Source organism: Streptomyces sp. JK94, assembly GCF_053613315.1.
This window is the reverse complement of sequence record NZ_JBSICH010000012.1, coordinates 139,820-153,275: the sequence shown is the minus strand read 5'-3', so window position 1 is coordinate 153,275 and position 13,456 is coordinate 139,820. Positions and strand designations below refer to the sequence as shown.

8 protein-coding genes are annotated in these 13,456 nt (G+C 74.4%); 7 read left to right on the top strand and 1 reads right to left on the bottom strand.

Annotated features, from left to right (window positions below):
• The first annotated feature begins 1 nt into the window (after position 1).
• Both ACVV2G_RS12685 and ACVV2G_RS12680 read left to right on the top strand, forming a co-directional pair.
• Positions 2-229, top strand: coding sequence for a phosphopantetheine-binding protein (locus tag ACVV2G_RS12685; protein WP_453842771.1), 228 nt, complete (start codon positions 2-4; stop codon positions 227-229).
• Positions 226-4,080, top strand: a complete 3,855-nt coding sequence (locus ACVV2G_RS12680; protein ID WP_453842770.1) for an amino acid adenylation domain-containing protein — start codon at positions 226-228, stop codon at positions 4,078-4,080. Before ACVV2G_RS12685 ends, ACVV2G_RS12680 begins: the two co-directional genes overlap by 4 nt.
• A gap of 241 nt (positions 4,081-4,321) precedes the next feature.
• On the opposite strand, the gene fes is transcribed toward ACVV2G_RS12680, so the two are convergent.
• Entirely contained in the window at positions 4,322-5,608 is a 1,287-nt protein-coding gene (fes, locus tag ACVV2G_RS12675) for an enterochelin esterase (RefSeq protein WP_453842769.1), read from the bottom strand.
• 148 nt (positions 5,609-5,756) lie between these two features.
• Between fes and ACVV2G_RS12670 the strand changes: the two genes are divergently transcribed.
• The 5 genes from ACVV2G_RS12670 to ACVV2G_RS12650 all read left to right on the top strand — a co-directional run bounded on the left by ACVV2G_RS12670 (position 5,757) and on the right by ACVV2G_RS12650 (position 13,147).
• Positions 5,757-7,547, top strand: a complete 1,791-nt coding sequence (locus tag ACVV2G_RS12670) for a hypothetical protein (RefSeq protein ID WP_453842768.1) — start codon at positions 5,757-5,759, stop codon at positions 7,545-7,547.
• Positions 7,548-7,631: 84 nt separating this feature from the next.
• The gene (locus ACVV2G_RS12665) at positions 7,632-8,687 is read left to right on the top strand and encodes a YncE family protein (protein WP_453842767.1); all 1,056 of its coding nucleotides are present in this window, start codon (positions 7,632-7,634) and stop codon (positions 8,685-8,687) included.
• Between the two features lie 403 nt (positions 8,688-9,090).
• Entirely contained in the window at positions 9,091-10,053 is a 963-nt protein-coding gene (locus ACVV2G_RS12660; protein WP_453842766.1) for a sugar ABC transporter substrate-binding protein, read from the top strand.
• Between the two features lie 691 nt (positions 10,054-10,744).
• The gene (locus ACVV2G_RS12655) at positions 10,745-11,770 is read left to right on the top strand and encodes a LacI family DNA-binding transcriptional regulator (protein WP_453842765.1); all 1,026 of its coding nucleotides are present in this window, start codon (positions 10,745-10,747) and stop codon (positions 11,768-11,770) included.
• A gap of 228 nt (positions 11,771-11,998) precedes the next feature.
• Entirely contained in the window at positions 11,999-13,147 is a 1,149-nt protein-coding gene (locus tag ACVV2G_RS12650) for a glycoside hydrolase family 12 protein (protein WP_453842764.1), read from the top strand.
• The last annotated feature ends 309 nt before the right edge of the window (positions 13,148-13,456 follow it).

Sequence of the window (13,456 nt, the reverse complement as noted above, 5' to 3'; positions counted from 1 at the left end):
CATGGCGCTGACCCTTGAGCGAATCCGCACCGACGTCGCCGACTGCCTCGGCGAGGACCCGACGGACATACCCGTCGACGAGAACCTGGTCGACCACGGCCTCGACTCGGTCCGCGTCATGGCGCTGCTGGAGCGCTGGCGCCGCGAGCACGACGTGACCGCCTCCTTCGCCGACCTCGCCGAACGGCCCGTCATCGAGGCGTGGGCGTCCCTGCTGGGGGCGGTATGAGCGTCCTGCCCCTGACGGCGGCCCAGACGGGCATGTGGTTCGCCCAGGCCCTGGACCCGCTCAGTCCCGCGCAGAACACCGCCGAGTGCCTGGAGATCGACGGACCGCTCGATCCGGTGCGGTTCGCCCGCGCCCTGCGCCGGGTGACGGACGAGACCGAGGCCTTGCGGGTGCGGATCGAGGACACCCCGGACGGCCCCGTGCAGCACGTGTCGGACGTCGTCGAACCGCCGCTGACCGTACGGGAGTCGGACACCGAGGCCGAGGCCGAGGCCTGGATGCGCGCCGACCTCGCCGAGCCGTTCGACCTGGCGGCCGGGCCGCTGTTCCGCCACGCCCTGTTCCGGGTCGGCGCCGACCGGTGGCTGTGGTACCAGCGCGTCCACCACCTCGTCATGGACGGGTACGGCTACTCGCTGGTGGTGCGCCGCACCGCCGAGGTGTACTCGGCGCTCGTCCGCGGTGAGGAACCCGCCCCGCGCGGCTTCGGCCACCTGGCCGACCTGGTCGCGGACGACACCGCGTACCGGGAGTCGGCCGCGTTCGAGGCCGACCGGGCGCACTGGGCCGAGGCGTTCGCCGACCGGCCGGAGGCGCCACGGCTCGCGGGCCGCGGCGCGCTCCCGTCCCGCACCTTCCTGCGCCGCACCGCCCACCTCTCCCCGGACGCCACCGAGCGGCTCAAGGACCTCGCGACCCGGCTCCGCGCGACCTGGCCGGACGTGCTGATCGCGGCGCAGGCCCTGTGCACCGCCCGCGCCACGGCCCGTACCGACGTGGTGCTGGGCCTGCCGATGATGGGCCGCATGGGTTCGGTGGCGCTGCGCGTGCCCGGCATGGTCATGAACGTGCTGCCGCTGAGGCTGACCGTCTCCCCCGAGGAGACCTTCGCCGAGCTGGTCCGGCGGGTGGTGCTCGGCATCCGCGAGGTCCGCCGCCACCAGCGCTACCGCTACGAGGACATCCGCCGCGACCTGGGCCTGCTCGGCGAGGGCCGGGCGCTGGTCGGCCCGCTCGTCAACGTCATGCCCTTCGACTACGGCGTGGACTTCGCGGGCGCCCCCGCCCGGGCGAGGAACCTGTCGGCGGGGCCGGTGGACGACCTGACGGTCAACGTCTACGACCGCGCCGACGGCCGGGGCCTGCGCGTCGACCACGACGGCAACCCCGCGCTGTACGGGGACTCCGGCCTCGCCGCGCACCAGGAACGGTTCCTGGACCTGCTGGACCGGCTGGCCGGCACCGACCCGCAGCAGCCCCTGGCGGTGCACGCCGTCGCGACCCCGGCGGAGGCCGACCTCGTCGTCGAGGAGTTCAACCGCACGGAACGGGCGCTGCCGCCGACCACGCTCGTCGGACCGATCGAGGCGCGGGCCGCCCGCACCCCGGACGCCACCGCGCTGGTCTTCGGGGACACCGAGCTGGCCTACGCGGAGCTGAACACCCGCGCCAACCGGCTCGCCCGGCACCTCCAGCGTCTCGGCGCCCGGCCGGGCGCGGTGGTGGCGGTGTCGGTGCCGCGCTCGGTGGACCTGGTCGTGACCCTGCTCGCGGTGCTGAAGTCGGGCGCCGCCTACCTGCCGCTCGACCCGGACTACCCGGCGCAGAGGCTGGCCTACATGCTCGGCGACGCCGCACCGGTGTGCGCCGTCACCGACCGCGCCGGCCGTCTCCCGGACAGCGCCGGCACCGAGGTGGTCCTGCTGGACGGGCTCGACGTGTCGTCGTACGCCTGGACCGACCCGCCCCGCGCCCTCACCCCCGCCCACCCGGCGTACGTCATCTACACCTCCGGTTCCACCGGCCGCCCCAAGGGCGTGGTCGTGCCGCACCGGGCGATCGACAACCGGCTGCGGTGGATGCAGCACCAGTACGGGCTGACGGCCGGGGACCGCGTGCTCCAGAAGACGCCGTCGTCGTTCGACGTGTCGGTGTGGGAGTTCTTCTGGCCGCTGCGCGAGGGCGCGACGCTGGTCGTCGCCGAGCCCGGCGGCCACAAGGACCCGCTCCACCTGGCCCGGCTGATCCGTGAACAGGCGGTCACCACCTGCCACTTCGTACCGTCGATGCTCCAGGTGTTCCTGGCCGCCCCGGAGGCCGCCGGCTGCGCGGACGCGCTGCGCCGGGTGTTCTGCAGCGGCGAGGCCCTCCCGCGCGAGACGGCGTCCGCGTTCGCCCGCGCCCTGTCCGGCGTGGAGCTGCACAACCTCTACGGGCCGACCGAGGCCGCCGTCGACGTGACGTACCACGCGTGCGACCCGGCGGACACGGGCCCGGTGCCGATCGGGCGGCCGGTGTGGAACACCCGCCTGTACGTCCTGGACGCCGCCCTCCAGCCCTGCCCGCCCGGCGTCCCCGGCGAGCTGTACCTGGCGGGTACGCAGCTCGCCGACGGCTACCTGGGCCGGCCGGAGCTGACCGCGGCCCGGTTCGTCGCCGACCCCTTCGGTCCGGCCGGCACCCGCATGTACCGCACCGGGGACCTGGCCCGGTGGACGGCGAACGGCGAGGTCGAGTACCTCGGCCGCACCGACCACCAGGTCAAGCTCCGCGGCCAGCGCATCGAACTCGGTGAGGTCGAGGCGGCGCTGGCCGCCCGCCCCGGCGTGGACGCGGCGTGCGCCCTGGTCCGCGACGACCGGCTCCTCGGCTACGTGACCGGCAGCGCCGATCCGGCCGGGGTCCGGGCGGCGCTGGCCCGGGAGCTGCCCGAGCACATGGTCCCGGCGGCCGTCGTCGCCCTGGACGCCTTCCCGCTCTCCCCCAACGGCAAGCTGGACCGGCGCGGGCTGCCCGCCCCCGTGTTCGCCGGCGGCACCGGCGGGCGGCCGTACGCCTCCGCCCGTGAGGAGGCGCTGACCGGCCTGTTCGCCGAGGTGCTGGGCGTGGAAGGGGCCGGCCCCGACGACGCGTTCTTCGACCTGGGCGGGACCTCGCTGCTGGCGGTGCGCCTGGTCGGCCGGGTCCGCGAGGAGTTCGGCGCCGAGCTGACCATCGGCTCCCTGTTCGAGGCGCCGACGCCGGCCGGGCTCGCCGCCCGGCTGGACGCCGCCGCACCGGCCGCCGGGGACGCCCTCGGCGTCGTCCTGCCGCTGCGCGCCGAGGGCGACCGGACACCGCTGTTCGGCGTCCACCCGGCGGGCGGCCTCGCCTGGTGCTACGCGGGACTGACCGCGCGGCTCGGCCCGCAGCAGCCGGTGTACGGGCTCCAGGCCCGCGGTCTGACCGGTGACGAGGCGCTGCCGCGCACGCTCCGGGAGGAGGCCGAGGACTACGCGGAGCGGATCCGCGAGGTCCAGCCGCACGGCCCGTACCGCCTGCTGGGCTGGTCGGTCGGCGGTGTCCTCGCGCACACGGTCGCCGTCCTGCTCCAGGAGGCCGGCGAGGAGGTCGAACTCCTCGCGCTGCTGGACGCCTTCCCCTCCGAGCAGTGGCGGGAGCGTCCGGCTCCGGAGGAGGGCGACGCGCTGACGGCCGTGCTGCGCATGGCGGGCTTCGACCGTACCGGCGAACGCACCCGCGAGGACGTGCTCACCACGCTGCGCCGGGCGGGCAGCCCGCTGGCCGGGCTCACCGACCGCACCCTGTCCCGGATCGTCGACATCGTCCCCAACCACGCCCGCATGATGCGCGAGCACGAACACCGCCCGTACGACGGCGACGTGCTGTTCTTCACCGCCGCCGCCCCGCGCGCCGAGTCCTGGCTGACCAGGGAGTCCTGGCGTCCGTACGTCACCGGCGCCCTCGACAACCACAACCTCGACTGCACCCACCCGCAGCTGATGCGGGACCGGTACCTCGACGACGTCGCGGCGGTCCTGGCCGCCCGCCTGAAGGAGCTGGACGCATGACCCCGGAACCGGCCTGCCCCTTCGGTCCCGGCCCCGAGGACGGCCGGGAGGGCCACCCGGTCCTGGAGAACGCCGGGGGCCGCCGGCCCACGTGGCCCACGTGGCGCGCGTGGCGCGCGTGGCGCGCGTGGCGCGCGTGGCGCGCGGTTCCGTCCGGCTGGACGCCCCGCTTCGGCCCCGCACCGTACGAGCGGTGCGTGCGCCGGGTGTCGGCGGGCCGGGAGTGGTCCCCGCAGCCGGCTCAGCGGCCCAGCAGTTCCACCAGCCCGTCCGCCAGTTCCGTGCGCCAGCAGAGGTAGTCGTGTCCGCCGTTGAACTCCCGGTAGGAGGAGTCGTGGTAACCGAGGGCCGTCAGGGTGTCGCGCAGCCTGCGCGCGGCGGGCAGGGCCACCCATTCCTGTGCGCCGAAGGAGAGCCGGAAACGCACCGGCAGCCGGGGCGTCCGGGCGAGGGCCCCGGTGAGCCACTCCGGCTCCGGTTCCACCGGCCACCAGAAGGAGCCCGACTGGACGAGGGCGTTGCCGAAGCGGTGCGGTGCCGCCGCCGCGGCGTAGGCGGCGGTGAGTCCGCCGAGGCTCTGCCCGGCGATCACGGTGTGCGCCGGATCGTCGCCGAGGGGCAGGAACCCCGCCGCCCACGGCAGCAGTTCACCGGTGAGGAAGTCGACGTACTCGGGCCGGCAGGAGAGTTCGGCCCAGCGGGTGGCCTCGTCCACGGCCTCCGGCAGCACGGCGGCGACGGGCGGGATGCGGCCGTCGGCGACGAGGTTGTCGAGGAGGTGGGAGAGCCCGAGGCGGGGCTGCCAGTGCTCGCCGTCGAGCAGCACCAGCACCGGCAGCTCCGCCGGCTCCCGGACCGCGCCGGGCGGTTCGTACAGCCAGACCCGGCGGGAGCCGCCGAGGCGGGCGCTCGCCACGGTGTGCTCCGTGACGGTGCCCCGCGGGATGCCGGGCCGCGGTTCCCAGTCCACCGCGCGCGGGGCGGCCGGGAGTTCCGCGTACGACACCGGCTCCGTCTCCCAGCGGTGGGGCAGCGTGCGGGGGTTGAAGGGGTCGGTGCGGCGCAGGGAGCGCAGACGGCGCCGGCAGGCGGGGGTTCCCGGGTCCGGTCCGTCGCCCTCGTCGACGTACAGGTCGTAGGTGCCGCGCCAGTCGTGCCGCAGACGCAGGGTCCAGTGCCAGACGTCCGTGCCGGGGACGCGTTCCATGAGGTTGCCGTCGGGGTCGCGGGGGTCGCCGAGCTTGTTGGGCAGGACCTCGACGGCTCGGGTGCCGGGGGTGCCGCGCCACAGGAACGTCACCGCCCGGTGGTCGGCGTCGCCGCGCGGGTCGGGGCCCACCAGGGGCGTGCCGCCGCGGGCCCGCACGTCCGCCCAGAAGGCGTCCTCGCCGCCCGGTTCCGGCAGTGTGCACACCGGCCGGGCGAGGCGGGGCACCGGATGCGGCCTGGGCAGACGGGGCGGGCGGTGCGGGGCGCCTTCCGGGGGCTCCGAGAGGTGCGGGGACGCGGACTCCGGTTGACTTTCCATGATCTTGACTGTCCACCATCTGTAGGTTAGGTTAGCCTTACCTTAGTTGATCGCGCATCCCGTTCCGCGCCGGCTTCGCCGCCCTCGATGTGCCCCTCTTGTTCGAACGTCCTTCTCCGTGACGTTTCTCCTGCCAGGAGCAGTTTCCATGACCTCTGAAAGATCCGCTTCGCCCTCCGGTGCCCGGCTGAGCCGTGCGGTCGCCCTGACCGCCGGCGCGGCCCTCGGTCTGGGCGCCCTGTGCGCCGCCCCCCTGGCCATGGCCGCCACCGGCGACACGGGGGCCGCCGGCGCGGTGGCACTGGCGGAGGACACGGCCGCGCCCTCGGTCACCCTGGGTGCCGGGAGCGTGGAGCAGGGCGGCGCGGTCCCCTTCACGGCCACCGGGTTCCCGGCCGGGGCCACCCTGAGCGTCAAGTTCGACGACGCGACGCTGCTGAAGCAGTTCACCGTCGGCGACGACGGAAGCGTCGCGGGCTCGGTCACAGTCCCCGCCGACGCGAGCGCCGGCGGCGGGCACTGGCTGCGGTTCCTGGCCCCGCAGACGAGCGTCCGCAGCGAGGACCTGACGGTCACGGCCGCCGCTCCCGCTCCGACACCGGCCCCCACACCCTCGCAGACCGCGCAGCCCACGCCCACGCCCTCCCCGTCGGCGGTCACCGAGCCCGCGGTGAAGCTCACCGGCGGGCGGGAGGTGGCGGCCGGCGGCAAGGTGTCCTTCACCCTCTCGGGCTTCGTCGGGGGACAGGACGTCACGGTGAAGCTGGACGACGGTGAGATCCTCGCCCAGTGGTCCGACGCGGTGAAGGCCGACGGGACGTTCTCCGGCACGGTGACCGTCCCCGCCTCCGTCCCGGCCGGCAAGCACTGGCTGCGTGTCCTCGCCCCCTCCCCCGCCACCAGTCTGAAGGCCGACATCACCGTCACCTCGCCCAAGGGGAACGGTTCCGGCGGCGGTTCGGCGGGCGGCGGCACGGGCAGCGGTTCCGGCGGCACGGGCGGCGGCTCGGGCAGCGGTACGGGCGGCGCCGGCGGTGCGACGGGGACGACGGGCGGCTCCGGCTCCGGCGATGTGGCGGCGGGCACGTCCGCCACCCTCACCGCGGGCTCCCGGGTGGCCGCGGGGGGCAGGGTCTCGTTCCGGGTGACCAGCTTCCCGGCCGGTCAGCAGCTGACGGTCAAGCTGGACGACGGCAAGATCCTCGGCCAGTGGACGGTCGGCTCCGACGGGTCGTACGCCGGTGGCGTCACCGTCCCCGCCGACACCGCCAAGGGCGCGCACTGGCTGCGCTTCCTCGCCCCGAACCCGCCCACCAGCCTCCGGGCCGACTTCACGGTGACGTCCGGCGCCGCGGGCACCTCCCCGACCGGCGTGACCGGCACCTCCGCGACGGACGGTGCCGCGAGCCCCGCGCCGGCCGCCTGGGGCGCCCCCGCCAGCGCGACCAACGCCGCCGGGGCCAAGGCCGAGATCACCGCCGACCAGGTGCGGCCCGGCGGCACCCTGCACTTCACGGTGACCGGGTTCCCCGCCGGGGAAAAGGTCACTGTCAAGCTCGACGACGAAGCCATCCTCGGACAGTGGGACATCGACGACAGCGGCACCCGCGAAGGTGAGGTCACCGTCCCGGTGGACACCTCCGCGGGCGGCCACTGGCTGCGCTTCCTCGCCCCGAACCCGGCCACCACGCTGAAGGTGGAGTTCACGGTCGTCACCGCGACGGACGGGGCCGCCGCATCCTCCCCGACGTCCGGGACCACCACCCCGGACACCCCCGCCGGGACCCTGGCCGCGGCGTCCGTCGAAAGCCCCGTCTCCTACGCCACGATCGCCTGGTCCGCGGCGGCCGCGGCGGCCGGCGGCGCGGCCGGGGCCGCCGCCACCACGCTCCTCGTCGTCCGCCGCCGCAGCGCCGCCGGTCCCGCCGCGGGCGCCTGAAACCGCCGTCTCCGGGCGGCCACCCGAGCCACTTCCCCCTCCGCAGTTGTCCGTTCATCACCGAGAAAAGGGAGTTTCACCACCATGTCCATCCCCGCCACCTCCGTCCGCCGCCGCGCCGCGGTCGCCACCGCCATAGCCGTGGCGGTCGCCGCGGGCAGCACCCTCACCCTGGCGGGCACCGCGTCCGCGCAGTCCGCCGGCTCGTCGGTCACCACCGCCACGCTCACCAAGGGCCTGTACCAGTCGTCCTACTCCGAGCGGAACAACGTGCTGTGGGTCACCGCCGCCGTGGGCCGCCCGCCGGTCACCGAGTCGCACCTGCTGAAGGTCGACCCGAAGACCCTGAAGATCGAGGCCGACTTCACCCCGCCGGTCACCGACACCGCCACCGGCGCCGTCGAGGCGGTCTACGGCGTCGCCGTCGACGACGAGCACAACACCGTCTGGACGACGAACACCCGCAACAACACCGTGTCCGTCTACAACCAGCGCACCGGCGAGCACCTCGCCAGCCTGCCGGACGTCAACCACGCCCGCGAGATCGTCGTCGACGAGAAGCACGACACGGTGTGGGCGAGCGCCTTCGGCGACGGCACCCTGGTCGCCTTCGACACCAAGACCCTGAAGGAGAAGGAGCGCGTCACCGTCGAGGGCGCCGGCCCCACCGGCCTGACCGTCAACGAGAAGACCGGCACGCTCTACGCGGCCGACCTCAACAACGACCGTCTGATCGAGCTGGCGCGGGGCTCCGAGACCCCGCGCTTCCTCCCGGCCGGTGACGGCCCGATCTCGGTCTCGCTGTCCAAGAACGGCAAGACCGCCTACACCGCCGACCAGACCTCGGGCACCCTGTCCGTGGTCGACCTGAAGTCGGGCGCCGTCACCCGGTCCGTGGCGACCGGCGCCGGCGCCCTGTCCGTGGCCACCGACGAGCGCTCCGGCGACGTCCTGGTGGTCAACCGCACCGCCGCCAACGTGACCCGGGTGGACGTGAGGAAGGGCGTGGTCGAGGAGACCATCGCCACCGGCGCCAACCCGAACCACGTGGAGATCACCGACGGCACCGCCTACGTGGTCGACAAGTCCGGCGCCACCGCGACCGAGGACACCGTCACCCGGATCCGCCTCGCACGCTGACGCCCTTCGCCCCGGTGCCCGTCACCTCCCGCCGCCCTCCCCGCGGCGGGAGGTGGCGGGCACCGCCCACATGCCGACGCCCCCGTCGACCAGGCCGTCGGCGGCCCGGCCCGGCCCGGCTCCGCGCTAAAGCCTCGCCGGCGCCCTTGGAGGCGACGGCGGACGGTGGAGAGAACGGCCGGAGCACCTCCCGCGGACACCGCGAGCCGCCACGCCGGCGACATCATGCACGATTACCTTGCGCTCCCCGAAGGGTGAAGATCCTCCGTACGGCTGTACCGTCTCCGCCGTCGCGTGGCCGCAGGAGCCGCGGCCACCGCACGTACGCCGCCCCCGTCACGCGGGCGGTGGACGGACCCACACGGACGCTCCTGACACATGCCCCCGGAAAGGCGGCCCAGCCATGCCCACGCCCGCACGCCGCCGAAGAGCCACGCCCGTGTCGCTCCTCGGCGTCTGCCTGCTCCTGAGCGGCTGCGGCCTCTACCCGTCCGACTCCGGTTCCGCGGACGACGGCCCGCTGACCCTCGCGTTCGTCAACGGCGGCGACAGCCAGTTCCACACCTGCCTCCAGCGGTCCGTGGAGATCACCGCCAAGAACAACTTCGCGAGGCTGGTCACCGCCAACTCGAAGCAGGACCCCGCGACCGAGCTGGCCAACATCGAGGACATGATCGCGCGCGAGGTCGACGCGATCATCCTGCAGACCGTCGACACGGACACCCTCGAACGCGGCATCGAGAAGGCCCGGGAGGCGGACATCCCCGTCTTCCTGACCTCCGTCAGCGCCGACCCGGACGACATCCTGGGCGCGGTGGTCGTCGACCTGGAGACCGTCGGGCGGCTGGACGCCGAGTGGATCACCGACGACGCGGCGGGCCGGGACGTGGAGGTCGGTGTCATCGCCGGGGCGCCGGGCGCCGCCTCCGACCTGCTCGTCGGCGGCTTCACCGAGGGCCTGCCCGCCAACGCCGAAGTGGTCGCCGAGCAGCCCGGCATGTACGACGCCGGCAAGGCCGGAAAGGTCGCCGACGCCATGGCCCGGGCCCACCCGGACCTGGACTACGCCTTCGTCGCCAACGAGCAGATGGCCTTCGCCGCCCGGAAGGCCTTCGACGCGGCCGGTGCCGACCAGGTCAGGATCGTGACGGTCAACGGCACCGACGAGGCTCTCGCCGCGCTGAAGGACGGGCGCTTCTCCGCGACGGTGGCCAACTCGGCCGGGAACACCGGCGACCTGGCCGTCCGCAACACCATCGCCCTGCTGCGCGGACGCAAGGCGGAGAAGATCGACCACACCCCGATCCGCCTGGTCACCGAGGACAACGCGGACACGGCACCGCTGTACTGCCCCGCCGACTACTGAAGCCGGGCTCGTCCGGCCGCCTTCCCGTCACCAGCCGCCCGGCCGGCGACGCCGGGCAGCCCTCGGGCCGGTCCGGCGCAGACGCGCCCGCCCCGCGCCGGCGGCCGGCCCAGGCCGCACACGAGCGCGGATCTGTCGATGCAGCCCCTGCGACGGGCCGGGCTCGAAGGGGTGGCGGACGGCCCTGCCAGGTCGCCCCGCCCTGCCGCTCAAGGGGTGGCCCGACGACCGGCCGGCCACCGTGAGGCGGGCACGCCGGGAAAGCCCGGCCACCGGGCCACGTCCACGGACGCCTGGACCCACGCCTGGCTCTACCACCGGCGCAACCCCCCGGACCTCGACCCGTACGCGGTGATCTCCTACGGGGACCTCTGCAACGTCCGGCGGGCCGGCGTACGCCGAGTCCTACGAGGTGCAGCTGTCCGACGGCGGCGGCACCCGGCGCACCGTGCACACGACGACCAGCGGCCACGGGGGCACCGGCGCGGCGGCCGGGCACCCCGGCCGGCCGGTCGGTCCGGTACGGACACGGACCTGGCGCGGGGTCTCCTCGGGGCGCGCCCCCGCCCCGAGCGGCCCGCCCGCCCCGCAGCCCCCGAACTCCGCCAATTCTCCGGGCGCCGCCGCGATCGGCCCGCCGAGCCGGGCGGGCCGCCGTAGTATCGAACGATCTCGTGAGGGGGAGGCGGTCATGGGCAGGCAGCGTCCCGGTACGCCGACGCTGGAGGAGGTGGCCGCGCTCGCCGGTGTGGGGCGGGGCACCGTCTCGAGGGTCATCAACAACGCGGCCGGTGTGCGGGACTCGACGCGCCGCGCCGTGCAGCAGGCCATCGCCGAGCTGGGGTACGTCCCGAACCTCGCGGCCCGCTCCCTGGCCGGACACCGTGCGGACGCCGTCGCGCTGGTCATGACGGAGCCGGACTGGCGGCTGTTCGGCGAACCGTTCTTCAGCGAGATCGTCCACTCCGTGGGCGACGCCCTCACGGACACCCCGGTGCAGTTGCTGCTCACTCTGGTCCGCACGGACACCGAGCGGCGACGCTTCGTGGAGTACGCCCGCGGCGGCCGGGTCGACGGCGTGCTGCTGATGTCGGTGCACGCCGAGGACCCGCTGCCGGACATGCTCGCCAAGGCGGGGCTGCCCACCGTCATGCTGGGGCGGCGTTCCGGCGACGAGAGCGTCACCTACGTCGACGCGGACAACGTCGGCGGCGCGCGCGGCGCGGTCACCCACCTGCTGGACGGCGGCCGGGGCACGATCGGGGCCATCAGCGGCCCACTCGACATGTACGTCGCCCAGTGCAGGCTGCGCGGGTACCGGGAGGCGCTGGAGCTGGCGGGTGTGGAGAGCAGGCCCTCACTGATCGTCGAGGGCGACGACTTCACGGAGGAGAGCGGTCGCCGGGCGACGACCGCTCTGATCGCGCGGCACCCCGGACTGGACGCGGTCTTCGCCGCCTCCGACACGATGGCCGCCGGTGCGCTGAGCGCCCTGCGGGCGGCGGGCCGGCGGGTGCCGCAGGACGTCGCCGTGATCGGCTTCGACGACTTCCAGCCGGCCCGGCCGACGGACCCCCCGCTGACGACGGTCCGGCAGCCGCTGGACGAGATCGGCCGGACGATGGTGCGGCTCCTGCTGGAGGAGATGGAGGAGTCGCCCGTCGCCTGGCGGCACGTCATCCTCCGCACGGAACTGGTCCTGCGCGACTCGGCCTGAGGAGGCCGGGCACCGGGGAGCGCTCCCGGTCACCCGTATCACCCCGCACCCTCTCACCTGGGGTTTCGGGAATCCCTCGACATGTACTCCGCGCACAGTCTTGTCAGGAACATGAACCGCTTCTACAGTCCCCAGTCAACCGGTGAATGGGAGCGCTCCCATCCGTGGGGGGCCGGGAGAGCTCCCGCCCGGCCCCCCCTTTCCCCCGCACTTTTCCGGAGAGGCCCCATGCGACCGTTACGGCCCCACGTCCGCACCCCGCGCGGCCTTGTAGGCGCGCTCATCGCGATCTTCGCCGTCGTCGCGTCCCTCGTGACGGCGGCGGCGCCCGCCCAGGCGGACACCACGATCTGCGAACCGTTCGGGACGACCACGATCCAGGGACGGTACGTCGTCCAGAACAACCGCTGGGGTTCCAGCGCGACCCAGTGCGTCACCGCCACCGACACCGGTTTCCGGGTCGGCCAGGCCGACGGCTCGGTGCCGACCAACGGGGCACCGAAGTCGTACCCCTCGGTCTTCAACGGCTGCCACTACACGAACTGTTCACCGGGCACCAACCTCCCCGCGCGGCTCAGCACGATCTCCGGGGCGCCCTCCAGCATCTCGTACGGCTTCGTCGGCGACGCCGTCTACAACGCCTCGTACGACATCTGGCTGGATCCGACGCCCCGGACGGACGGGGTGAACCGGACCGAGATCATGATCTGGTTCAACAAGGTGGGGCCGGTCCAGCCCATCGGCTCACCGGTCGGCACGGCCACCGTCGGCGGGCGGACCTGGGACGTGTGGACGGGCAGCAACGGCGCCAACGACGTGCTGTCCTTCGTGGCCCCGGCGGCGATCAGCGCCTGGAGCTTCGACGTCATGGACTTCGTCCGGGCGACCGTCGCACGCGGACTCGCCGGGAACGACTGGTACCTGACGAGTGTGCAGGCAGGCTTCGAGCCGTGGCAGAACGGCGCCGGCCTGGCCGTGCACTCCTTCTCCTCCACCGTCGAGACCGGCGGGACTCCGGGCGACCCCGGCCCCGGCCCCGGCCCCGGCCCCGGTGACCCGGCGGCCTGCGAGGTGGCCTACAGGACGAACGTCTGGCAGGGCGGTTTCACCGCCGACGTCACCGTCACCAACACGGGACCGGCCCCCGTCGACGGCTGGCGGCTCGCCTTCGCCCTGCCCTCCGGCCAGCGGATCGCCAACGCCTGGAACGCCTCCGTCACCCCGTCGACGGGCTCCGTCACGGCCACCGGCCTGAGCCACAACGCCCGGATCGCACCCGGCGGCAGTCTGTCGTTCGGCTTCCAGGGCGCCTACGGCGGCGCGTTCGCCGAGCCGGACGGGTTCAGCCTGAACGACGCCGCCTGCACCACGGTGTGACAGCCGCGCCGGGGCCACCACTCCCTCGCCCGTCCGGACGAAGCACGTTCCCCGGGCGGGCGGGGGTTCCACCGCATGCTCCGCGGGGCCCCACCACATGCTCCGCAGGGTCCCACCGCACGCTTCGCGGGGCCCCACCGCAGCTTCGCGGGGCCCCACCGCAGCTTCGCGGGGCCCCACCGCACGCTTCCCTCACCCGGCCCCCGCCGCCGTCCCCGTGCCTCACACCTGTTCGACACGCCCCGCTCACCACTCCCGCTCACCACCCCTGCTTGCCATGCCCTGATCATCACCGACCGGAAGACCCCG

Coding starts and splice junctions, on each gene's coding strand:
- fes (WP_453842769.1), bottom strand. CDS start 5,608: ATGGAAAGTCAACCGGAGTCCGCGTCCCCGCACCTCTCGGAGCCCCCG.
- ACVV2G_RS12670 (WP_453842768.1), top strand. CDS start 5,757: ATGACCTCTGAAAGATCCGCTTCGCCCTCCGGTGCCCGGCTGAGCCGT.
- ACVV2G_RS12660 (WP_453842766.1), top strand. CDS start 9,091: ATGCCCACGCCCGCACGCCGCCGAAGAGCCACGCCCGTGTCGCTCCTC.
- ACVV2G_RS12655 (WP_453842765.1), top strand. CDS start 10,745: ATGGGCAGGCAGCGTCCCGGTACGCCGACGCTGGAGGAGGTGGCCGCG.
- ACVV2G_RS12650 (WP_453842764.1), top strand. CDS start 11,999: ATGCGACCGTTACGGCCCCACGTCCGCACCCCGCGCGGCCTTGTAGGC.
- ACVV2G_RS12680 (WP_453842770.1), top strand. CDS start 226: ATGAGCGTCCTGCCCCTGACGGCGGCCCAGACGGGCATGTGGTTCGCC.
- ACVV2G_RS12665 (WP_453842767.1), top strand. CDS start 7,632: ATGTCCATCCCCGCCACCTCCGTCCGCCGCCGCGCCGCGGTCGCCACC.
- ACVV2G_RS12685 (WP_453842771.1), top strand. CDS start 2: ATGGCGCTGACCCTTGAGCGAATCCGCACCGACGTCGCCGACTGCCTC.